The organism is Sphingomonas sp. LHG3406-1, from assembly GCF_029637485.1.
GTDB lineage: Bacteria > Pseudomonadota > Alphaproteobacteria > Sphingomonadales > Sphingomonadaceae > Sphingomicrobium.
Genome location: NZ_CP069128.1, coordinates 69008 through 90016 on the forward strand (window position 1 = coordinate 69008; position 21009 = coordinate 90016).

A 21009-nucleotide genomic window follows, 5' to 3' on the forward strand; every position below is an offset into this window, starting at 1 on the left:
TCCATCCCCGCGCTTCCCGCTCATGCAGGTGACCATTCCCATGCAGATCCGTTTCGCCGACCAGCTTCCCTCCAGCAATCATGCACTTGTCCTGCCGGTCGCGGGCGCGGACCGGGGCAATCTCGCGTCCCTCGGCGACGCGCGCGCGGTGGTCGAGGCCGCTGCTCGCGCCCAGCGCTTCGAGGGCGAGAGCGGAGCGGTCGCCGAGACCTTCGTTGGCGGTGATGGCAGCAGCCCGGTCCGCCGGTTGCTGCTCGTCGGCACCGGATCGGCCAAGGACGGCGCCGCGGCCGAGAAGCTTGGCGGCGCGGCGGTCGGCCGGCTCCTGACCTCCGGCGAGCGCACCGTCGCCATCGACCTCACCGGCGCCGCCTTCGACGCCGATGCGGCCGCCCGCCTCGCGCTCGGCGCCGCTGCCCGCGGCTGGCGGCATGACCGCTATCGCACCCGGCTCAAGGAAAAGCAGAAGGTCAGCCTCGAGGAGCTGATCATCGTCGGCGCCCCCAAGGGTTCGGAAGAACGGTGGAACGAGCGCTATTCAGCCGTGCTCGACGGCCTCAAGCTCACTCGCGAACTGGTCACCGAGCCGGCCAACATCATCTATGCCGAAACCTTCGTCGAGCGCGTGCGCAAGGCGGCGGAGGGCAGCGGGCTGGTGGTCGAAGCGCTCGGTCAGGCCGAGATGGAGAAGCTCGGCATGGGCTCGCTCCTTTGCGTCAACCAGGGCACGGTGCGCGAGCCGCGGCTGCTGATCATGCGCTGGAACGGCGGGGCCGAGGGCGACAAGCCGCTGGCCCTGATCGGCAAGGGCGTGACCTTCGACACCGGCGGCATCTCGATCAAGCCGGCGGCCGGCATGGAAGCGATGAAGTGGGACATGGGCGGCGCGGGCGCGGTCGCCGGTGCCATGCTCGCCATCGCTAAACGCAAGGCCAGGGCCAATGTGGTCGGCCTGTGCGGGCTGGTCGAGAACATGCCGTCGGGCAGCGCGACGCGCCCGGGCGACGTGGTCACCTCCATGAACGGCCAGACGATCGAAGTCATCAACACCGACGCCGAAGGCCGCCTCGTCCTCGCCGATGTCATTACCTATGCCCAGCGCGAGATCGGCGCCAGGCGGCTGGTCGACCTCGCCACCCTCACCGGCGCCATGCTGGTCGCGCTCGGCCACGAGCATGCCGGCCTCTTTTCGAACAACGACACGCTTGCGGGCGAGCTGCTGGTCGCGGCCAAGGAGACTGGCGACAAGCTGTGGCGGATGCCGCTCGGAGAGGCCTACGACCGGCTGATCGACAGCCCGATCGCCGACATCAAGAACGTCGGTCCGCGCGAAGCCGGCTCGATCACCGCCGCCCAGTTCCTTGCCCGCTTCGTCGAGGAGGGCACCGAATGGGCCCATCTCGACATCGCCGGCACGGTCTGGTCGGACAAGCCCGGCACCACCTTCGACAAGGGCGCCACTGGCTTCGGCGTGCGCCTGCTCGACCGCTTCGTGGAGTTGGTGGCGGAGTGATGTTCCCCTGCGAAAGCAGGGACCCAGTGCTCTTCGGCGCTGGGGTTGAAGGAACTGGGTTCCTGCCTTCGCAGGAGAGCGGCCTTTGAAAGTCGACTTCTACCAGCTCGCCGGAAGCCCGCTCGACGAGGTGATCGCCGCCATCGCCCAGCGCCTGCTGGACGAGGGCGGGCGGCTGCTGGTGGTGATGGAGGACGAGGGTGCGCTCCACCGGCTCGACCGGCTGCTGTGGGATGCGGGCCCGTTGAGCTTCCTCCCTCACGGCATCGCCGGCGGCGCGGACGAGACGCGCCAGCCCATCCTGCTGTCGACCACGCCCGACCCCGCGAACCAGGCCCGCAACCTGCTGATCGCCGACGGCGAATGGCGGGAGGCCGCGCTGACCTTCGACCGTGCCTTCCACCTGTTCGACGAAGCGCATCTGGAAGGGGCCCGGCTCGCCTGGAAGCTGCTCGCCGGCCGCGATGGGGTGGAGCGGCGCTACTGGGCGCGCGAGGACGGGCGCTGGATGCGGAAGGCCTGAGCTTGCCTGTTCCGGCCGTGCCCGCTAGGGGCGCGGCCAATTCTCAAAGACCATCAACCATAACAACGGAGCTTCCCCCGTGGCCGTGACGCGCACCTTCTCGATCATCAAGCCCGACGCCACCCGCCGCAACCTGACCGGCGCCGTCACCAAGATGCTGGAGGAAGCCGGCCTGCGCGTCGTCGCGTCCAAGCGCATCCAGATGACGCGCGAGCAGGCCGAGGGCTTCTATGGCGTCCATCGCGAGCGTCCCTTCTTCAACGACCTGGTCGCCTTCATGACCTCGGGCCCGGTCGTGGTTCAGGTGCTCGAGGGCGAAGACGCCGTGAAGCGCAACCGCGACGTCATGGGCGCGACCAACCCCGCCAACGCGGAAGCTGGCACTATCCGCAAGGAACTCGCCGAATCGATCGAGGCCAACTCGGTCCATGGTTCGGACTCGGAAGAGAATGCGGCGATCGAGATCGACTTCTTCTTCTCGGCCGACGAGATCGTCGGCTAAGCCTCTTCCCAAGGCGAAGTCATCGGAGGCCCGTCGGACCCAATCCGGCGGGCCTCTTTCATTCCAGGTTCAGCGTGCGCGCCGCTAGTTTCGCTCCCGTCACAGAAGACGGGGATTGTTCATGAGCCTGCTCGCCCTGCTTGCCGCCGCGGCGCTCTATCCAGCAAGCACCGGCATTGCCGGTCCTCCCGCGCCGCCGGTGCGTGTACTTCCAGGCTGGCATCCGACCACCGCGCCCGACCTCCGCGCCCTTCGCCGCGAGGTGGAGGAAGGCAGGCAGCGCGGCGAACTCAGCCGGCGCGAGGCTCGCGAACTGAAGCGCGAGGCGCGCGAGATCGGCCGGCTCGAGGAACGCTATGCGGCCGGCGGCCTGACCGCGGCAGAAGAAGCCGAACTGCGCGCCCGGGTCGAAGTGGTAAAGGCCATCGCCCGCGGCAAACGGCTCGGGACCATTCGCTAGAACTCCTCCGCGGCCCGCATCAGTTTCGTAAGGCGTGGCGGGGCGGCCGCCTGCCAACTACGCTCGAGCCAGTCTCGCACCTGCGTCCAGTCCGTGTCGGGCCGGTTGAGCTTCAGCCCGAGCCAACCGCTCGCGCCATAATATTTGGGCCAGTAGTAGAGCCCGGGATCGGCCTCGATCAGGCCGTTCATCTCGTCCGCGCCGCTCGCCTTGACCAGCAGGCCGATCGCTTCTTCACCATGGTGCCGGTCGGCGATGATCGCGAACAGCTTGGCCGTCTTCTCCGTGCCGACTGCCCAGCCGGGCGCGCCATGGCTGGTCTTGCGGGAGACCTCGGGAAGCTCGCGCGCGATCTCGTCGACGCGCGCCTCGATCCAGCCGGCATCCTGATGCCGCGAGACATAGGCGGCGAGCGTGGCCGGATAGAGCTGGTGCTCGGCAAGGCGGACTCGCGCGGCAAGGCTCTCTGGCGTGTCGTCGGACTGGATCGCGACCGCAATCTGGCCGAGCACCTCGCCGGCATCCACTTCCTCGGTCACGAGGTGGACCGAACAGCCGCCTTCGGCATCGCCCGCCTCGAGCGCCCGCTGGTGCGTGTCGAGGCCGCGATACCTGGGCAGCAGGCTCGGATGGATGTTGAGTAGCCGACCTCGCCAGCGCTGAACGAAGCCTGGCGTCAGCAGTCGCATATAGCCGGCCAGCGCCACCGCGTCGGGCCGGGCGCTTGCTATCGCCTGATGCAGCGCCTCGTCGAACGCCTCCCGCGACAGGCCCTTGTGGGAGAGGGACCAGGTGGCGACACCTTCCCCTTGCGCCAGCGTCAGCCCCGGCGCGTCAGGATTGTTCGAAGCGACCAGCACCACTTCAAAAGGGCTGCCGGGCAGGCAGCTGGCGTAGAGCAAAGCCGCCATGTTGCTGCCCTCGCCCGAGATCACGACGGCGACTCGGGCCCTGGTCACGCCGGCTCAGCCATGATGGTGCGTGGCGCTCCAGCAGCCGCGGCCGCTCCACGTCTCGTCCGATCCCCGCACGGTGCAGCCGCGCTGACCCGCCTCGACCATGCCGATGCGGTGGACCGTCTCGCCCGCATCCGTCAGCGCCGCCGCCACCGCCTCCGCGTCGCTCTCCGCCACCGCGACGACCATGCCGATGCCGCAGTTGAACGTGCGGGCGAGTTCTTCCGGCTCGATGTTTCCGCCGGCCTGCAGCCAGGAGAAGAGGGGCGGGAGCGGCCAGGCGTCGGCGTCGACCTTGGCATGGCAGCCGTCGGGCAGAACCCGGGGTATATTCTCGAGCAGGCCGCCGCCGGTAATGTGGGCAAGCCCGCGGATTCGCCCGACCCGGATTTCGGGGAGCAGGCTCTTCACATAAATTCGGGTCGGCTCGAGTAGAATATCCCCGAGCAGCCGTTCGGAGTCGAAGCGGGCAGGGCGATCCAGCTTCCAGCCATTCACTTCGATCAGCTTGCGAACGAGGCTGAAGCCGTTGGAGTGGACGCCCGAGCTCGCCAGGCCGAGCAGCACGTCGCCCGGCTGGATTGCGCCACCGGTCAGTTGCTGCCCGCGCTCGACGGCGCCGACGCAAAAGCCGGCGAGATCGTAGTCGCCGGCCGCATACATGCCCGGCATCTCGGCTGTCTCACCGCCGATCAGCGCGCAGCCCGCCTGGATGCAGCCAGCGGCGATGCTCGCGACCACTGCCTCGGCAACTCCGTTGTCGAGCTTGCCGGTCGCGAAATAGTCGAGGAAGAACAAGGGTTCGGCGCCCTGCACCACGAGGTCGTTGACGCACATGGCGACAAGATCGATCCCGACGCCGTCGTGGCGTCCAAGATCGATCGCAAGCTTGAGCTTGGTGCCAACGCCGTCGTTGGCGGCAACCAGGATCGGGTCGGTGAAGCCCGCTGCCCTGAGGTCGAAGAAACCCCCGAAGCCGCCGAGATCGGCATCCGCGCCGGGCCTCCGTGTCGCCCGCGCCAGCGGCGCGATCGCCTTCACCAAGGCATTGCCCGCGGCGATGTTCACGCCGGCTTGTTCGTATGTCAGCCCCATGGCCGCACCGCCTAGCCCACAAGAGCCTTGGAAATCGAGCCCCAAGCTGCTTTGAGGGCCCGCATGACGAGCCGCCGCTTCGGCCTTTTCCTCTCGCTGCTAATCCTGCTGGCGCTGGGTGGCGGCGGCATGTCGCTGGCTCAGCTCGAAAGTGGTGAGCGCGGAATTCCGCCGATCGACAGTGCGAGCACGCTAGAGATTGGCGGCATCAGGGTCGACGTCGCCGGCAAGGATGCGGAGACGGCACGCCTGGCCGGCTGGCGCCTTGCCCAGCGGCGCGGATTCGCCAAATTGTGGGCGCAGATCCACAAGCAGCCTGAGGCGCAGGCGCCCAAGGTGCCGGATTCGACGCTCGACGGCATCGTCAGTTCGATCGCCATCGAGGACGAGCAGATTGCGCCCGGCCGCTACCTGGCCAACCTCACCATCCTGTTCGACCGCTCCCGCTCGGCCGCGCTACTCGGTGCATCGGGCCCGGTGCGGCGGTCGGCGCCGTTGCTGCTGATCCCGGTCATGATCAGCGGCGGCACCGCCACCACCGTGGAACTGCGCAATCCCTGGCAGCGGGCCTGGGCGGAATATCGCACGGCTAACAGCGCCATCGATTACGTCCGCATCTCGGGCCAGGGCATCGATCCGCTGCTGGTGACGGCCGCGCAGGTGCGGCGGCCGGGGCGGGCGATGTGGAGGAACCTCGTCGATTTCTACGGCGCCGCCGACGTGCTGGTGGCCACCGCCCACGTCCGCCGCCTCTACCCCGGCGGTCCCACCGTCGCGACCTTCTCCGGCAGCTTCGGACCCGACCAGGAACTGCTCGGCAGCTTCACCCTGCGCGCCGAAAGCAGCGCCGACCTGCCGCGCATGATGGCCGAAGGCGTCCGCCAGATGGACGCCCTCTACACGCGCTGGCTCGCCGCCGGCGCGCTCCAGCCCGACCCGAGCCTGCTGCCCCCGCCGCCGCCGCCAGTCGTCGAGGAGGAAGAGGAAGAGGAAGAATCGCGCGAACAGGTGATCCAGATCGCCGTCACCTCGCCTTATTCGCCGGTCGGCTGGCTGCGCTCCATTCCCGGCGTCGCCTCGGTTCAGGAGATCGGCAGCCAGGTGCTGGTGGTCCGCTATCGCGGATCCGCCGGCCAGCTCGCCGGCGCGCTCAACGCCCGCGGCTGGCAGACCAGCAATGCCAGCGGCGTCTTCACCATCACCGGTTACGCGCCGCCAAGGCCCGCCGCGCCTCCGGCCCAGCCGGCGCCCGCGCCGCAGCCCGCACCGGCCGAGCCGCTCGTCCCGACCGCCACGAATCGCGAGGAGCAATAAGGTGCGGCCGCCCGACCAGATCGCGCTTCCGCTCGACTGGCCGCAGGGTAGCGACGACAGCCGGTTCATCGTCAGCACTGCCAACGAGGCGGCGTTCGACCATTTTCGCCGCTGGGCGAGCTGGCCGGTCAGGGCGACAATCCTCACCGGCCCGAGGCGCTCCGGCCGATCGCTCCTCGCCCGCAACTTCGTCGCGCGGGTCGGCGGGCGCCTGTTCGACCCCGCCGACGCGCATGAAGAGGAAGCGCTGTTCCATGCCTGGAACCAGGCGCAGGAAACGGGCAAGCCGCTGGTGCTGGTCGCCGACCGCGCGCCGCCTGCCTGGCAAGTGACTCTGCCCGATCTCCGTACCCGGCTGGCGGTGACTCCGGTAGTCACCATCGAGCAGCCCGACGACGCGCTGTTCGCCTCGCTCATCCGCCGCCTGTTCGCGGACCGCGGTCTGCACCTTCCCGACGAAGCGCTGCGTTATGTCGTCAGCCGGGTCACCCGCGATTACTGGACCGCCGAGCGCGTGGTCGATGCGATCGACCGTTTCGCCATCGCCAGCAATGCGCGGCTGACCCTGCCCACCGTCCGCCGCGCGCTCATCGCCGGCGGGCTGATCGACGGGGGATCCGACGAGTGAATGCGCCGGCCGACATCAGGGGCAGCGGCCTCCAGGAAGGCGAGAGCCGCTACTTCAACCGCGAGGTATCCTGGCTGGCCTTCAACCGGCGCGTGCTGGAAGAGGCGGCCAATCCTGCGCATCCTCTGCTCGAACGGCTCCGCTTCCTGTCGATCAGCGGCTCCAACCTCGACGAGTTCTTCTCGGTACGCGTCGCCGGACTCAAGGAGCATCAGCTCGAAGCGACCGAGCATCGCAGCTACGACGGCCGCACCCCGACCCAGCAGCTCGAGCGGATAAGCGAGGATGCCGATGTGCTGATCGCCGAGCAGCAGCGGACCTGGCTCGAGCTGTCCGACCTGCTCGGCAAGGCCGGGGTCGAGGTGGTCGCGCCCTCCGGCCTCCACGCCAAGGAACGGGATTGGCTCCGGACCCAGCTTTCCGAGCAGATCCTGCCGGTGCTGACGCCGCAGGCGGTCGACCCGTCGCATCCCTTCCCCTTCGTGCCCAACCTCGGCTTCGCGCTGGTCTTTTCGATGGTCGACACTGCCGACGGCGAAGCGGTCAGCGAAGTGCTGATGATCCCCGCGTCGGTGCCGCGCTTCCTTCGACTGCCCGGGCAGCAAAGCCGCTTCATCGCGATCGACGATGCGATCACCGCCAATCTCGATCTGCTCTTCCCCGGCTTCGAATTGATCGGCGCCGGCGCCTTTCGTGTCCTGCGCGACACCGACATCGAGATCGAGGAGGATGCCGAGGATCTGGTCCGCCACTTCCGCTCGGCCATCAAGCAGCGCCGCCGCGGCCGGGTCATCCGGCTCGAATTCTCGAGCGGGACTCCGTCCGACCTCGAGCTGCTGGTGCGCGAAGGTCTCGGCGCGGAACACGCGCTGATCGCCGAAAGCTCCGGCTTCATCGGCATCACCGACCTTGGCCAGCTGGTCGAGGACGAAGGTCATCCCGAGCTTCGCTTCAAACCCTACACGCCGCGCTTTCCCGAGCGGATCAAGGAGCATGGCGGCGACTGTTTCGCCGCGATCCGCGGCAAGGACATCGTCGTCCACCACCCTTACGAAAGCTTCGACGTGGTGGTCGCCTTCCTTCGCCAGGCCGCCAGCGATCCCGATGTGCTGGCGATCAAGCAGACGCTTTACCGCGCGGGCAAGCAGTCGGCGATCATCGACGCGCTGGTCGCTGCCGCCGAAGCCGGCAAGTCGGTGACCGCGGTGGTCGAGCTCAAGGCCCGTTTCGACGAGGAGCAGAACCTGCTCTGGGCTTCGCGTCTGGAGCGGGCCGGAGTCCAGGTCGTCTATGGTTTCACCCAGTGGAAGACCCATGCCAAGGTGTCGATGGTCGTGCGCCGCGAAGGCGGCACCTATCGCACCTACTGCCACTTCGGGACCGGCAACTATCACCCGACGACGGCGCGCTTCTACACCGACCTCAGCTTCTTCACCGCCTCCAAGCGCGCCGCGCGCGATGCGGCCAAGCTGTTCAACTTCATTTCCGGCTACGTTCCACCCAAGGGGCTGGAACTGCTGACGATGAGCCCGGTCAACCTGCGCGAGAAGCTGTCCGGCTGGATCGACTCGGAGATCGCCAACGCCCGCGCCGGCAAGCCCGCCGCCGTCTGGGCCAAGATGAACAGCCTCGTCGATCCGGCGATCATCGACAAGCTCTACGAGGCGAGCGAGGCGGGGGTGAAGATCGACCTCGTGGTGCGCGGCATCTGCTGTCTCCGCCCGGGCATTCCCGGCCTGTCGTCCAACATCAGGGTCAAGTCGATCGTCGGCCGTTTCCTCGAGCACAGCAGGGTCTGGTGCTTCGCCAATGGCGCCCGCATGCCCAATGCCAAGGCGCGGCTGTTCATTTCCTCGGCCGACTGGATGCCGCGCAACCTCGACCGCCGGGTCGAGGTCGCCGTTCCGCTGGAGAACCCGACCGTCCACGCGCAGGTGCTCGACCAGGTGATGGTCGCCAACCTCATCGACAATGAGCAGAGCTGGACCCTCGACGGCGAGGGCCACTACACGCGGGTCGACCCGGGCAAGAAGCCCTTCAACCTGCATACCTATTTCATGACCAATCCGTCGCTCTCCGGGCGCGGCCAGGCGCTGGAGGGGAAGAAGGTGCCCAAGTTGAAGCTGGAGCAGGGCGGGTGAAGCGGGGCTCCTTCGGCCCGGTCGGGATCATCGACATCGGCTCCAACTCGATCCGCTTCGTCGCCTACGCCGGAACGGAGCGCGTGCCCTCGACCCTCTTCAACGAGAAGGTCTCCGCCGGCCTCGGGCGCGAACTGGCGTCGACAGGGCGGCTTCCGGACAAGGCGATGGACCAGGCTCTGGCCGCGCTTGCCCGCTTCCGCCTGCTCGCCCGCGAGATGAAGCTGAAGCGCCTTGACGTGGTCGCGACCGCAGCCGTGCGCGACGCCGACAATGGCGACGAATTCCTCGCCCGAGCCCGCAAGGCCGGAATCGAGCCCAGCGTCATCAGCGGCGAGGAGGAGGCCCGGCTGGCGGCGCTCGGCGTCATCTCTGCCATCCCGACCGCCCGCGGCGTGGTCGCCGATCTCGGCGGCGGAAGCCTCGAGCTCACCCCGGTCGCTGACGGCAAGCCTGGCCCCGGCATCTCGCTTCCGCTCGGCGTGCTTCGGGTCGGGCCCGATGCCAGCGCCAAGCAGATCGCGACGATCCTCAAGAAATCGGTGCCGCCGGCGATCCTCGCCGCCGCCGCCGAGCGCACGCTCTACCTCGTCGGCGGCTCCTTTCGCGCCTTCGTCCAGCTCGACCAGCAATCGTCCGACTATCCGCTTCACATCGTTCACGGCCATGCCCTCGACGCCATCCGTGCGCGGGAGGTGCGGCAGCTGGTTCGCGGCACCGAGCCGGAGCAACTCAAATCCCGCTTCGGCCTGTCGACCACGCGTTCGCAGACGCTCGGCGCCGCGGCGGCGGTGCTGGAAGCCCTGTTCCGCGTGCTCGAGCCGGCGCGCGCCGTCGCCAGCGCCTATGGCCTTCGCGAAGGCCTGCTCTACGATCATCTCGCCGCCGATCGCAGGGCCGAGGACCCCTTGCTCGTCGCCGCGCTCGAAGCGGGCGAGAAGCTCGGCCGTTTCGGCGACCATGGCGCGGAGCTGGACGCCTGGATCGCGCCGATCTTCCCCGACGACGACCCATCGGCCAGCCGCCTGCGCCTTGCTGCCTGCCTGCTCGCCGACGTCGCCTGGGAAGCGCATCCGGACTTCCGCGCCTTGTGGGCGGTCGACATGGGCGTCCATGGCAATTGGGTCGGGATCGACGCCCTGGGCCGGACGATCATCGGCCGCACCCTCTGGGCCGCGTTCGGCGGCGACGGGCCGTTCAATCCGGCGCTTGCGCAACTGGTCGAGCAGCGGGTGCTCGATCACGCCGGCCGGTGGGGCGCCGCCATCCGCCTTGCCCAGCGCCTGTCGGGCGGCACCGAGCGACTGCTCTCACGCTGCTCCATCGCCCTCGAAGAGGGGGAGGTGGTGCTTCGGCTCAAGGCCAAGGACCGTGCCCTCTACAGCGATATCGCCGCCCGCCGCCACCGGCAGCTGGCCTCGCTGATGGGCTGCGGCGCGCGGCTGGAAGTCGGCTGAGGATCAGCCGCAGCTGACCCGCTGCACCTTGTTCTGCTCGTCGAGGTAGATGCGAACGCGGTCCGCGCGGAATTCCATCGTGACCATCATGCCGGCCGCGACCCACTGCAGGGTCTTGGAGCCCGACGCGCGGATGATCTGCAGGCCAAGGTCGGCGGTTGCCGGCTGGCCGACGAACTGCTCCAGCATGGTGTTGCGGCAGACGTAGCGGTCGGCGCTGTTGCCGCCGGGGTAGGCCGACCCCGGCTGGGCGGTCGCGCAGGCGGTGAGGCTTGCGCCGAGCAGGGCGGGGATGGACAGGCGGATCATTCGGCTTCCTCCAGGCTGCGGGTCATCTTGAGCTTGCCGTTGCGGGTCGCAAAGGCGAGCCGCCCCTCGACCAGGTCCAGCGCGTCGCGTCCGAATTCCTCGAACCGCCAGCCCGACAGGATGGCGAGGTCCTTGCGAACGCCGGCCGCCAGCGCCTCCAGTTCGTCCGAGCGGGCGATCAGGCGGGCGGCGACTCCGGTCTCCTTGGCCTTGATCTTGAGCAGCAGCTTGAGGAGGTCGGCGACCAGCGCGCCATCCTTGGTCAGCCCCGGCCGGCTCGGCCCGCGCTCCGGTAGTTCCTCGGGCCCGAGCGGCTGCGCGCCTTCCAGCGCCGCCATCAGCCGCGCGCCGATCTCGTTGTTCTTCCAGCCCGCCGACAGGCCGCGCACCTTGCCAAGGTCGTCCTGGGTCTTGGGCGGATGGCCGGCGAGGTCGGCCAAAGTGTCGTCCTTGACGATCCGGCCTCGCGGGAGGTTCTTGCCCCGCGCTTCCTTCTCGCGCCACGCGGCAAGCACCTTGAGGCGCCCAAGCACCGCCGGATTGCGGCTCGGCAGCTTCAGCCGCTTCCACGCATCCTCGGGATCGAAGGCGAAGCTCGACGGATCGGCCAGCCGCTCCATCTCCTCGTCCAGCCAGATGCCACGGCCGGTCTTCTTCAGCTTGGACACCATGCGCGGGAAGATGGTCGCGAGGTGCGTGACGTCGCCGATCGCATAGTCGATCTGGCGCTTGTCGAGCGGCCGCCGGCTCCAGTCGGTGAAGCGCGCGCCCTTGTCGAGCGCATGGCCGAGCATGGACTCGATCAGGTTCGAATAACCGACCTGCTCGCCATAGCCGAGCGCCATGGCGGCGATCTGCGTGTCGAACAGGGGCTGGGGCGTCTTGCCCGTCATGTTGTGGACGATCTCGAGATCCTGGCCGCCGGCATGGAAGACCTTGAGTACGTCCTCATTGTGGACGAGCAGGTCCCACAGGGGCTTGAGGTCAATCCCGTCGGCCATCGGGTCGACCGCCGCCGCCTCGTCGGGCGAGGCGATCTGGATCAGGCACAGCTCGGGCCAGTAGGTGCTCTCGCGCATGAACTCCGTGTCCACGGCGACGAAGTCGTGGGCGGACAGGCGCTCGACCAGCGCGGCAAGCTCGGCGCTATCGGTAATCAGGGGATGAATCTTCATGTGGGGAGCGCTGTAGCGGCCTGTCTCCAAGTTGACAAAAGGGGAGGGGTGGGAGAGGGGCGCGGCAACTTTCCAAATCTCGTCACCCCGGACTTGATCCGGGGTCCCGCATATTCCCTTCTGCCGGTCAGAAGGAAGCGGGATCCCGGGTCGAGCCCGGGATGACGGTTGAGCGAGACCTAGATATGCACGCCTATCGCACCCATCATTGCGGCCAGCTTCGCGGCACTGACGTCGGAAGCGACGTCCGCATCTCCGGCTGGATCCATCGCAAGCGCGACCATGGCGGCGTGCTGTTCGTCGACCTTCGTGACCATTACGGCATCACCCAGGTCGTCGCCGACAGCGACAGCCCGGCCCTGCCGATCCTCGATAAGCTGAAGGTCGAGAGCGTCGTCACCATCGACGGCAGCGTCAAGGCGCGCGCGGAAGGCACCACCAACGCCAACCTGCCGACCGGCGACATCGAGGTCTTCGCGCGCGGCGTGACGATCCAGAGCCAGGCGGCCGAACTACCGATGCCGGTCGCTGGCGAGCAGGAATATCCCGAGGAGATCCGGCTCAAGTATCGCTATCTCGACCTTCGCCGCGAGCGGCTCCACGCCAACATCATGCTGCGCTCAAACGTCATCGCCAGCATCCGCCGCCGCATGGTCGCGCAGGGATTCACCGAGTTCCAGACCCCGATCCTGACCGCGTCGAGCCCCGAAGGCGCACGCGACTATCTCGTCCCCAGCCGAGTCCACCCCGGCAAGTTCTACGCCCTCCCGCAGGCGCCGCAGATGTTCAAGCAGCTGCTGATGGTCGCCGGCTTCGACCGCTATTTCCAGATCGCGCCCTGCTTCCGCGACGAGGACGCCCGCGCCGACCGGTCCCCAGGCGAATTCTACCAGCTCGACTTCGAGATGAGCTTCGTCACCCAGGACGACGTCTTCAACGCGATCGAGCCGGTGCTCGCCGGCGTCTTCGAGGAATTCGCCGAGGGCCGCAGCGTCACGCCGGCCGGCACCTTCCCGCGCATCCCCTACAGGGAAGCGCTGCTGAAATATGGCTCGGACAAGCCGGACCTGCGCAACCCGATCCTGATCAGCGACGTCGGAGCGCATTTCGAGGGCTCGGGCTTCGGCCTCTTCTCGACCATCGTCGGCAAGGGCGGCTTCGTCCGCGCCATCCCCGCCCCGAACACCGCCGACAAGAGCCGCAAATTCTTCGACGACATGAACGAATGGGCCCGCGGCGAAGGGTTCGCCGGCCTCGGCTACGCCACCCGCAAGGGCGGGGAGTGGGGCGGCCCCATCGCCAAGAACCATGGCACCGACGGCATGGACCGGCTGGCCGCCGAGCTCGGCCTCGGCCCCGACGACGGCCTGTTCTTCGCCGCTAGCGCCAAGGAAACCGAAGCCGCCAAGCTTGCCGGCGCCGCCCGCACGCGCGTCGGTCAGAGCCTCGGTCTCATCGACGAGAACCGCTTCGACTTCTGCTGGATCGTCGACTTCCCGATGTTCGAATATGACGAGGATGCGAAGAAGATCGACTTCTCGCACAACCCCTTCTCCATGCCGCAGGGCGAGCTGGAAGCGCTGGAAACCAAGGACCCCCTGGACATCCTCGCCTGGCAGTATGACATCGTCTGCAACGGCGTGGAGCTGTCGTCGGGCGCGATCCGGAACCACCGTCCGGACATCATGTACAAGGCGTTCGAGATCGCCGGCTACACCCAGGAGCAGGTGGATACGAACTTCTCGGGCATGATCAACGCCTTCAAATATGGCGCGCCGCCGCATGGCGGGTCGGCCCCGGGCATCGACCGCATCGTCATGCTGCTCGCGGGCGAGCCCAACATCCGCGAGGTGGTGGTCTTCCCGATGAACCAGAAGGCCGAGGATCTGATGATGAACGCGCCCGCCGCGGTCACCGCCAAGCAGCTCAAGGAGCTGTCGATCAAGGTCGTCGGCGAACACGCCGCCCAGCCGATCGGCTGATCGGAGCCACGCACACCAGGGGGCCACCCCGGGCTCGATCCGTGACCGGCCTTCGACCTGATGGCGATCAGTCCCGATTGCCGGCCTGGCGCGAGCGCTTCTGGAACCGGACCTTCCGCCGGCCGAAGTCCATCGTCACCTTGCCGAACGCCTGCAGCACGTCATTGCCCAGCAGCACCGCCGGCTGACCATCGAGCTGGAGGTGCTTGAACGGCGCCACGTCGAGAAATGCCATCTCCACCGGGGTCAGCTCGACGTCGGCGATGCGGAACCGGCTGACGGTGACCATGTTCGCCTCGCGCAACGTGCCGGTGACGCCCTTGATGACGACCGTCCGCTCGCTTTGCCGGCTCAGCCGCTGCAGCAGCGCAAGGTTGCCGATGGTGACCTCGGTGCCGGTGTCGATGACCGCCAGCACGGGAATGCCCTCGACTCTGATCCGAGCAAGAATCAGCTGGCCGTAGCGGCGCCGTGCGGTGACGATGATCTCGTCGGGCGCGGCACGCGGCTGCGGCGCCCGCGAACTCTGCAGCGTCGCCGTCACCTTTTCGAAGTCGAGCTGCAGCCGGCGCCCCTGCAACGCGTCGATCCCGATCAGGCCGTGCGCACCGATGTCCTCGGCCTTCAGCGCCGGAAGCCGAAGCGCGACTTTCTCGTTGCTCCCGATCCTGAGGCTCGACACGCTCACCATCGGCACCCGCTCGGTCCCGGTCACGCCAAGCAGGATGGCATGACCCGCCGCCGGCAGTTGCAGCCGCTCCGCCAGCCGGGTGGAGACGACCGACTTGTCGGCGCCGCTGTCGATCACGAACCGGAACGGCCCCGCGCCCTCGACCTCCACCGGCAGTCGCATCCGCGTGTTGCGCAGATTGCCCTTGGTCGCCTCACCCTCGATCTCGAGCGAGTCGTCGATCTCGGCGAGCGGCAGGCGGGGCGGCGCGGCCTTGGCCGGAAGGCTCCCCCCGGACAGGCCCAGCCCCACGAGGAGCCCGACAAGGATGAGCTGCTGCGCCGCTCTGATCATCCCCCCTTATGATCCGCACCGCGGGGAAGTCGCAACCAGTGCTCTGCCAACGGCAACCGAGCGCGACCGGCGGCATGTCCTGCCTTCGTCCGACTGACTGCTATCGACCCGAAGGCATCAGCAGTGCCGCGCCCGCTCGCAACTTTCCAACAGCCATCCACCCTCGGCCTATTCCAGGTAGGAGGCTAGGACCGCAAAGAAGATGAAACCCCCGACGAACGCGGCAGTGGAAACCAGGCGCTTCGTCCCGGGCTTGTCGGCTTCCGGCACCAGGTCCTCGATCGTAGTGACGAGCAGGATCCCGACGATGACTCCAAGGGCTGCGTCCTGCGCGGTTTCGCTGGCTCCCCTGAGGAGCGTGAAGCCGACGGTTACGCCGACAATTACCGGAATGACAAACGACGCGGCGGACAGCAGGCGGGTGCGTCGCGGAACTTCCTGGGCGCGGAAGTTGCTGAGCGCGGCGAAGCCGGCGGGGATGTTGGCGACGACCTGGCTGAGGGCGAGCAGGAGGCCCAGTTGCGGCGAGACGGCGCTGCTGACGCCGGTCATCAGGCCGTCGCTCAGCAGGTCGGCAGCGGTCGCCATGTAAACGACCCAGGCCCCGGCGCTACCGCCTTCGACCCGGCGCGACACCCAGCAGGCGGCTTGCGCAAGAAGATAGGCCAGGGCCGCGCCAAGCACGAACATGAGCAGGAACAGCAGCGTTCCCGTCGTGGCGAGAATGCGGGGCATCAGGTCGACACTCACCAATGCCACCGCCACGCCTGCAGCGGCGTGGAGGGCCGCCCCGATGACCCAGCGCGGCGTCCTCGACAGTTCGGCCGCTGCCGTGCCGATCAGATTGCCCAGCACCGGCAGCAGCGCCAGTGCAAGCACCGACAGGTAGGCGCTCACTACGACAAGCCCACCGAGGCCTCGGTGGCGCAGATCCGGCTGCCAAGCTGCCCCGCGGCGAGTTCTGCGCGGCGGGCTTTCGCCGCGGTAGCAGGATGGCGGCAGTGAAAGGCGAGCGACGGGCCCGGCCACGTCTTCGCTGAGGCGGACCCGCCGGCCACGATCAGGCCTCGCGCGGGCGAAGCCGTCCAGTGTCGCGATCGACGGGATCGTCGCCGACCAGCGCCTGCCAGCCCTTGCGAATGCCATATTGGACTGCCCAGCCGAGCGCATAGGTGGCGACGACCGGCGCCAGGGCACGGATGGCGGTCTCAGCAACGGTGCCGATGATCATCCCCTTGATGCCGCTGTCGCCGTCCTGCCGGTCAATGGCCGACCCGATGAGGGCGCCGAGCAGGTTTGCCATTTCAATCTCCTTTCCCCCGGACGGACCGGGGGAAACTCAAGGTTCGGGATGGCGCCGGTGCCTGCGCAACCGGGCCAAGCGTCGTCGGTTCAACGGCCGCTGGCGCTCAGGTCACCTTCTTGTAGACGGTGAAGCCCAGCACGAAGAGCACCACGGCGATCACGACAGCCAGCCAGAAGAGTATCTGTGCGATGTCGATGAAGGCTCCCGCCAGACCGCCAAAACCCAGTACCGCCAGCACCAGCGCGCCGACAGCGAAAAGCAATGCCCATTTCAACATGGTTTATCCTCTCCACTCACGAACGATGCTGCGTCGCAATAGTTCTGAGTAGAGGAAGCCTGAGCCACGCCTTGCCCCCGAGTTCGGGCCTCAATCACGCTCCTCGCGCGCCTCGTCGATCGTTTCCCGCACCTGGCTACGCACCTCCGCTTCCAGTCTGGGTGGCTCGATCTTGCCAGCCTCGACCCCGGCGGAGCACAGCTCCACCAGTACCGGCAGGTGGTCGGACCCGAAATCACCGAGCCGCTCCATGCGAGTCAGGCGGAAACCGGGCGAGACGAAGACGTAGTCGAGCGGCCAACGCAGCAGCGGGAAGTCGGCAGGGTAGGTCGGCATCAAGGTCCGCCCGACGCGCGGATCGAGCAATCCGCTCACTTCCTGGAACAGGCTCGTCGTGTCCGACCAGGCGACATCGTTGAGGTCGCCGGCCACGATTGCCGGGCGGGCTCGCCTGCGCACCTCACGGCCGACGATGACGATCTCGGCATCCCGCTCACCGGTGTCGCGTCCGGGAAGCGGCGGCTTGGGATGGATGGCATAAAGGTCGATCCGTTTGCCGGAGGACAGCACAAGTTCGGTTCGGATGGAGGGCACATCGGGGTTGAAGAGGTAGCGCACCTGCGTGCCGGAAAGCGGCAGCCTCGAGAACAGCAGCATTCCGTAGGTATTGCCGCGCGGCTCGCTGATGACGTGGGGAAGGTCGGCACGCAGTGGCTGCGTCTGCCGGGCCCACCAGTCGTCCGTCTCGGTAAGCAGCAGCACATCGGGCCGCTGCTCACGAACAAGAGACAGAAGAGCGGCCGAGTCGCGATTGCTCTGCAGCACGTTCGCCTCGAGCAATCGCAGGCGGTCCGCCGAAGGGCATGCCGGCGCAGTCGCCACCTCCTCTTCGGCAAAGCGGGTGTAAGGCCAGATGCGCACGACCTGGTAAGCCAGCGCGACCAGCAGCGCGATGCCAAGAAGCAGGCTTCGGGTGGTTCGCCATGCTCTCAAGCCGACGAGTGTGACAAGCACGATCGCGATCAGCGCTGCGATCTGCACGCGCGGGAAGTCGAAGATGCGAACCCACCACTCGTTGGTCGACGCGATCGGCAGAAAGGTTGCTACCGCAAGAAGCAGGCCCAGCGCCCAGACCACCCGCTTCGCCCACATCATGGCAATTCATCCCCTTGCGACTGACCCCGAGACGATCAGTGCCGGTCTACGTTCCGTCTCCATCCTCGTTCGAGCACATTGACGTCGATCTTCCGAGGGCGGGGACGGCGCGGTGCCGTGCCGGCCTCCTGGGATGTCCGCTTCTTCACCCATTGCGGGCACTCCTGATCGGCGATTACAAAAGTCCATGAGCGTTCAGGGAAGCTGCCACTGCGGCAAGGTGCACATCGAGCTGCCGAGCAAGCCCGAATGGGTTGCCGATTGTAACTGCTCGCTCTGCCGTCGGCTTGCATGGCGGGTGGCTTATTTCCCGCCGGACCAGGTCCGCGTTTCCGGCGAAACGACGGCCTATGTTTGGGGCGATAAGATGATCGGCATTCACCATTGCCCGGTCTGCGGCTGCGGCACACACTGGCAATCTCTCGGCGAAGACTTCGGAAAGATGGGCATCAATGCCCGCCTGCTCGATGACTTTGATGAAAGCGCCGTCGAGGTCAGGACGTTTGACAATGCCGGCTGAACAGGCGTGGCGCTAATGTCTTCTTTCCGCCCAGTCCGGACCGCTTGCCATGTAGGATTACATCTGGTCAACTAACCGTAGCGGTTCGCCGCTGGGCTCTTTCTCCTTGCTGCACCTTCCTGCTAACCCCGGCGCGAAACAGGGTCACAGCCTGTGACCCTCATTGTGACCCTCTTCCCAAGTGAGGTGCGGTCACGATCGGATGTCGTCCCTATGAGACGTTCGTGACCTCGGGATAGAGGATCGTCATCACTTCCCAGCTCTTCTCGCCGGCCGGAAGCCGAACCGTCCGTTCGTCGCCGACGCGCGCGCCGACCAGCGCTCTTGCAAATGGACTGCCCCAGGCGATCCGGCCGGCGCCCGCGTCCGCTTCATCGTCTCCCACCAGCGTCAGGGTGCGGCGATTGTCGTCCTCGTCGGCGAGTTCGACAGTCGCGCCGAAGCGGACCACCGACCGGTCCGTCTGGTTGGCCGGATCGACCACCTTGGCGTTCTTCATCACCTTGGACAGATAGCCCAGCCGCCGGTCGATCTCCCGCAGGCGCTTGCGGCCGTAGATGTAGTCGCCATTCTCGCTGCGGTCGCCGTTGCCCGCCGCCCAGCTGATCGTCTCGACCAGCTTCGGCCGCTCCTGCCCGAACAATTGCTCATATTCCGCGCGGATGCGGGCGAGGCCTTCGGGCGTGATGAAGCGCGGTCGGTCGTTCATTCCCGGCCCTTAGCCGAGGCGCGACTTGCCCAGGAAGTGGCTGAGCTGCCGCGGGCTGCTCGAACGCGGGTTCATCCGGTCGTAGACCACCGTATTCTCGAGCACGCGCTGCACATAGCCGCGCGTTTCGGAAAAGGGGATGTCCTCGATCCAGGCGATGACGTCGGTCCCCGGACGGCGCGGATCGCCGTTGCGGTTCACCCACTTGCGGACGTTGCCGGCGCCCGCATTGTAGCTCGCCACCGCCAGCACGTAATTGCCACCCCACTGGTCCAACAGCCGCCGGAAGTAGGAAGAACCGAGCATCACGTTATAGGCCGGATCCGACGTCAGCCGGCCAAGATCGTAGCCCGTGCCGAGCTTGCCCGACTGCTCCCGGGCCGTCCCCGGCATCAGCTGCATCATCCCCCGGGCGCCGGCATGGCTGACCGCGGTGCGGTCGAAGCTCGACTCCTGCCGGGTAATGCCGTGCGAGATGCTCCAGAGATATTCCTCGCTGATCCCGGCGCCCGAAATGGTCGGGTAGGCGGCCTGGAAGTAGAAAGGACTGCCGTCGTTGCGCGAACTGCGCGCGGTCCAGACGGCAAGGTCCTGCCGGCCGATCTGCCGCGACAGCTCGGTGGCGATCAGCCGGTCGCCATCATTGTCGAGCGCTTCCGACAAGGAGCGGACGAACAGCGCCTGCTCGTCCCGCCGGCCCTGGCTCCCAAGCAGCCGGACCGCGCGGACCAGCGGCTTGTTCGCAAAGGCGGTGCGCTGGGCAGGTGTGGGCAGCAGCTGCGGCTGACCGAGCGGCACTGGAATGGCCCGTCCGAGCCGCTCGTGGGCGAGCTGCCCGTAGAAGAGGTCGGGATAGGCGGCCGCGCGCGCGAAATGCGTCGTGGCGTTCTGCAACTGGCCGGCCTGCGCCGCTGCCCGGCCCGCCCAGTAAGCGCCCTTGGTCAGCACCTGCAGCGAGCGGCCGCCCTGGCTGTATTTGTCGAACAGGACGACCGCCTCGGCCGGCCGGTTCAACGCGCGCATCGCCAACGTCCCGGCAAGCCAGGTGAGGTTGGTATATTCGTCGCGCACCTGCAGCGACTGGCTGGTCAGCGCCGTGCCGGCCGGAAGCGCATCGTCGACCTGCCTCGCAATCTCATAGGCCTGGGCGAACTGCCGGTCGTTGGCCGCATCCTGCGCGACGATCCGCTTGAGCTCATACCATTTGCCGGGGTCGACGGGCAGGTAGGTGAAGCGGTGCGGACGGGCCATCAGCTGACGCGCGGCCGACTGCCAGTTGGCCTCGCGCAGGTAACGCACCCGGTCCTGCATCAGCCCGGCATCGATCGTCACCTGCCCGATCACCGCATTGTAGAGCGCCTCGGTGTCGGGCGAGCGCTTCTGCATGGCGATGCGCGCGGCAAAGACGGCGCGGCGGGCGGCACTGGTCGACGGCAGCATGCGCGCTGCATCGTCCGGATCACGATCGATCAGCAGCCGGTCGACCCGGGCGTCATGGTCGGCGCTGGTGAAGCTGGCGCCGAACCGCTGGTAGAGGGCGATCTCGTCCATCGCGGCAAGCCCGGAGGCGCTCCACGCCCTGCGGGCCGCGGCGATCGCCTCGGTCTGCCGGCCTTCGGCGAAAGCCTCCGCCAGCCGGGCATGACCCGTCGCCGTTGCCGGCGGATCGTTCCGGAAGAAGGCAATGACGGTGGCCGCATTCTCGCCCGGACGCATCGCCCGCTCGGCGGAGCGGCGCATCGCCGTCTCGCCCGGCCAGCCCGGATAGGCGATGAGGAAGCGGGCATAATCGGCGAACGCCCAGTTGCCGGGCTGCCGCAGCCGGCGCCAGTCGTTCAGCGCATAGCCGACGTCGTTGACCGGCGCGAGCTGGGTGCCCTGCACGCCCGTCAGCGGCACGAGCTGGGCCGACCCCGACGTCGGGGCGATCAAGGCAAGGGGAAGAAGGTAAGCCACTCGTCGC

Annotated in this window: 21 protein-coding genes; 10 read left to right on the forward strand and 11 right to left on the reverse strand. The window is 67.6% G+C overall.

Annotated features, from left to right (window positions below):
• Positions 1-40: 40 nt before the first annotated feature.
• The 4 genes from JOY29_RS00365 to JOY29_RS00380 all read left to right on the forward strand — a co-directional run bounded on the left by JOY29_RS00365 (position 41) and on the right by JOY29_RS00380 (position 2998).
• Positions 41-1513, forward strand: a complete 1473-nt coding sequence (locus tag JOY29_RS00365; protein WP_300975560.1) for a leucyl aminopeptidase — start codon at positions 41-43, stop codon at positions 1511-1513.
• Between the two features lie 85 nt (positions 1514-1598).
• Entirely contained in the window at positions 1599-2036 is a 438-nt protein-coding gene (locus tag JOY29_RS00370) for a DNA polymerase III subunit chi (RefSeq protein WP_300974216.1), read from the forward strand.
• Positions 2037-2115: 79 nt separating this feature from the next.
• Entirely contained in the window at positions 2116-2538 is a 423-nt protein-coding gene (gene ndk, locus JOY29_RS00375; protein ID WP_300974217.1) for a nucleoside-diphosphate kinase, read from the forward strand.
• A gap of 121 nt (positions 2539-2659) precedes the next feature.
• Positions 2660-2998, forward strand: coding sequence for a hypothetical protein (locus JOY29_RS00380; protein ID WP_300974218.1), 339 nt, complete (start codon positions 2660-2662; stop codon positions 2996-2998).
• On the opposite strand, the gene purN is transcribed toward JOY29_RS00380, so the two are convergent.
• Together purN and purM are read right to left on the reverse strand one after the other, a co-directional pair.
• Complete coding sequence (gene purN, locus JOY29_RS00385) at positions 2995-3957, reverse strand: phosphoribosylglycinamide formyltransferase (protein ID WP_300974220.1); 963 nt, start codon at positions 3955-3957, stop codon at positions 2995-2997. The two genes, JOY29_RS00380 and purN, sit on opposite strands and share 4 nt — an antisense overlap.
• A 6-nt stretch (positions 3958-3963) precedes the next feature.
• Positions 3964-5049, reverse strand: a complete 1086-nt coding sequence (gene purM / locus JOY29_RS00390; protein ID WP_300974221.1) for a phosphoribosylformylglycinamidine cyclo-ligase — start codon at positions 5047-5049, stop codon at positions 3964-3966.
• 63 nt (positions 5050-5112) lie between these two features.
• Here purM and JOY29_RS00395 point away from each other — a divergent pair, with 63 nt between their 5' ends.
• Genes JOY29_RS00395 through JOY29_RS00410 form a run of 4 tightly spaced genes read left to right on the forward strand, consistent with a single transcriptional unit; the run spans position 5113 to position 10589 of the window.
• Positions 5113-6363, forward strand: coding sequence for a heavy-metal-associated domain-containing protein (locus JOY29_RS00395; protein WP_300974222.1), 1251 nt, complete (start codon positions 5113-5115; stop codon positions 6361-6363).
• A 1-nt stretch (position 6364) separates the two neighbouring features.
• Positions 6365-6991, forward strand: coding sequence for a DnaA/Hda family protein (locus JOY29_RS00400; protein ID WP_300974223.1), 627 nt, complete (start codon positions 6365-6367; stop codon positions 6989-6991).
• Positions 6988-9132: an RNA degradosome polyphosphate kinase gene (locus tag JOY29_RS00405; protein ID WP_300974224.1), complete on the forward strand. Its 2145-nt coding sequence runs from the start codon at positions 6988-6990 to the stop codon at positions 9130-9132. Before JOY29_RS00400 ends, JOY29_RS00405 begins: the two co-directional genes overlap by 4 nt.
• Entirely contained in the window at positions 9129-10589 is a 1461-nt protein-coding gene (locus JOY29_RS00410) for a Ppx/GppA family phosphatase (protein WP_300974225.1), read from the forward strand. The genes JOY29_RS00405 and JOY29_RS00410 overlap by 4 nt, the downstream gene beginning before the upstream one ends.
• 3 nt (positions 10590-10592) lie before the next feature.
• Here JOY29_RS00410 and JOY29_RS00415 read toward each other — a convergent pair whose 3' ends face one another.
• Together JOY29_RS00415 and rnd are read right to left on the reverse strand one after the other, a co-directional pair.
• Complete coding sequence (locus JOY29_RS00415; RefSeq protein WP_300974226.1) at positions 10593-10898, reverse strand: I78 family peptidase inhibitor; 306 nt, start codon at positions 10896-10898, stop codon at positions 10593-10595.
• Positions 10895-12073, reverse strand: coding sequence for a ribonuclease D (gene rnd, locus JOY29_RS00420; RefSeq protein WP_300974227.1), 1179 nt, complete (start codon positions 12071-12073; stop codon positions 10895-10897). Before rnd ends, JOY29_RS00415 begins: the two co-directional genes overlap by 4 nt.
• Before the next feature lie 185 nt (positions 12074-12258).
• On the opposite strand from rnd, the gene aspS reads away from it, so the two are divergent.
• The gene (gene aspS / locus JOY29_RS00425) at positions 12259-14055 is read left to right on the forward strand and encodes an aspartate--tRNA ligase (protein ID WP_300974228.1); all 1797 of its coding nucleotides are present in this window, start codon (positions 12259-12261) and stop codon (positions 14053-14055) included.
• Between the two features lie 67 nt (positions 14056-14122).
• Here the strand turns inward: aspS and JOY29_RS00430 are convergent, their stop codons facing one another.
• The 5 genes from JOY29_RS00430 to JOY29_RS00450 all read right to left on the reverse strand — a co-directional run bounded on the left by JOY29_RS00430 (position 14123) and on the right by JOY29_RS00450 (position 17817).
• Positions 14123-15079 (reverse strand): aspartyl protease family protein, encoded by a 957-nt coding sequence (locus JOY29_RS00430; RefSeq protein ID WP_300974229.1) that lies wholly within the window; start codon positions 15077-15079, stop codon positions 14123-14125.
• A 168-nt stretch (positions 15080-15247) separates the two neighbouring features.
• The gene (locus tag JOY29_RS00435) at positions 15248-15976 is read right to left on the reverse strand and encodes a ZIP family metal transporter (RefSeq protein WP_300974230.1); all 729 of its coding nucleotides are present in this window, start codon (positions 15974-15976) and stop codon (positions 15248-15250) included.
• 163 nt (positions 15977-16139) lie between these two features.
• The gene (locus tag JOY29_RS00440) at positions 16140-16382 is read right to left on the reverse strand and encodes a hypothetical protein (RefSeq protein ID WP_300974231.1); all 243 of its coding nucleotides are present in this window, start codon (positions 16380-16382) and stop codon (positions 16140-16142) included.
• Between the two features lie 106 nt (positions 16383-16488).
• A complete protein-coding gene (locus tag JOY29_RS00445) occupies positions 16489-16662 on the reverse strand; it encodes a DUF1328 domain-containing protein (RefSeq protein ID WP_300974232.1) in 174 nt (57 codons plus the stop codon).
• A 90-nt stretch (positions 16663-16752) separates the two neighbouring features.
• Entirely contained in the window at positions 16753-17817 is a 1065-nt protein-coding gene (locus JOY29_RS00450; protein ID WP_300974233.1) for an endonuclease/exonuclease/phosphatase family protein, read from the reverse strand.
• Between the two features lie 187 nt (positions 17818-18004).
• Here JOY29_RS00450 and JOY29_RS00455 point away from each other — a divergent pair, with 187 nt between their 5' ends.
• Positions 18005-18337, forward strand: a complete 333-nt coding sequence (locus JOY29_RS00455) for a GFA family protein (protein ID WP_300974234.1) — start codon at positions 18005-18007, stop codon at positions 18335-18337.
• Between the two features lie 211 nt (positions 18338-18548).
• Here the strand turns inward: JOY29_RS00455 and greB are convergent, their stop codons facing one another.
• Both greB and JOY29_RS00465 read right to left on the reverse strand, forming a co-directional pair.
• Complete coding sequence (gene greB, locus JOY29_RS00460; RefSeq protein WP_300974235.1) at positions 18549-19046, reverse strand: transcription elongation factor GreB; 498 nt, start codon at positions 19044-19046, stop codon at positions 18549-18551.
• Positions 19047-19055: 9 nt separating this feature from the next.
• Positions 19056-20978: a lytic transglycosylase domain-containing protein gene (locus JOY29_RS00465; RefSeq protein ID WP_300974236.1), complete on the reverse strand. Its 1923-nt coding sequence runs from the start codon at positions 20976-20978 to the stop codon at positions 19056-19058.
• Positions 20979-21009: the final 31 nt, after the last annotated feature.

Coding starts and splice junctions, on each gene's coding strand:
- JOY29_RS00365 (WP_300975560.1), top strand. CDS start 41: ATGCAGATCCGTTTCGCCGACCAGCTTCCCTCCAGCAATCATGCACTT.
- JOY29_RS00380 (WP_300974218.1), top strand. CDS start 2,660: ATGAGCCTGCTCGCCCTGCTTGCCGCCGCGGCGCTCTATCCAGCAAGC.
- purM (WP_300974221.1), bottom strand. CDS start 5,049: ATGGGGCTGACATACGAACAAGCCGGCGTGAACATCGCCGCGGGCAAT.
- JOY29_RS00395 (WP_300974222.1), top strand. CDS start 5,113: ATGACGAGCCGCCGCTTCGGCCTTTTCCTCTCGCTGCTAATCCTGCTG.
- JOY29_RS00415 (WP_300974226.1), bottom strand. CDS start 10,898: ATGATCCGCCTGTCCATCCCCGCCCTGCTCGGCGCAAGCCTCACCGCC.
- rnd (WP_300974227.1), bottom strand. CDS start 12,073: ATGAAGATTCATCCCCTGATTACCGATAGCGCCGAGCTTGCCGCGCTG.
- aspS (WP_300974228.1), top strand. CDS start 12,259: ATGCACGCCTATCGCACCCATCATTGCGGCCAGCTTCGCGGCACTGAC.
- JOY29_RS00430 (WP_300974229.1), bottom strand. CDS start 15,079: ATGATCAGAGCGGCGCAGCAGCTCATCCTTGTCGGGCTCCTCGTGGGG.
- JOY29_RS00440 (WP_300974231.1), bottom strand. CDS start 16,382: ATGGCAAACCTGCTCGGCGCCCTCATCGGGTCGGCCATTGACCGGCAG.
- JOY29_RS00445 (WP_300974232.1), bottom strand. CDS start 16,662: ATGTTGAAATGGGCATTGCTTTTCGCTGTCGGCGCGCTGGTGCTGGCG.
- JOY29_RS00450 (WP_300974233.1), bottom strand. CDS start 17,817: ATGATGTGGGCGAAGCGGGTGGTCTGGGCGCTGGGCCTGCTTCTTGCG.
- JOY29_RS00455 (WP_300974234.1), top strand. CDS start 18,005: ATGAGCGTTCAGGGAAGCTGCCACTGCGGCAAGGTGCACATCGAGCTG.
- greB (WP_300974235.1), bottom strand. CDS start 19,046: ATGAACGACCGACCGCGCTTCATCACGCCCGAAGGCCTCGCCCGCATC.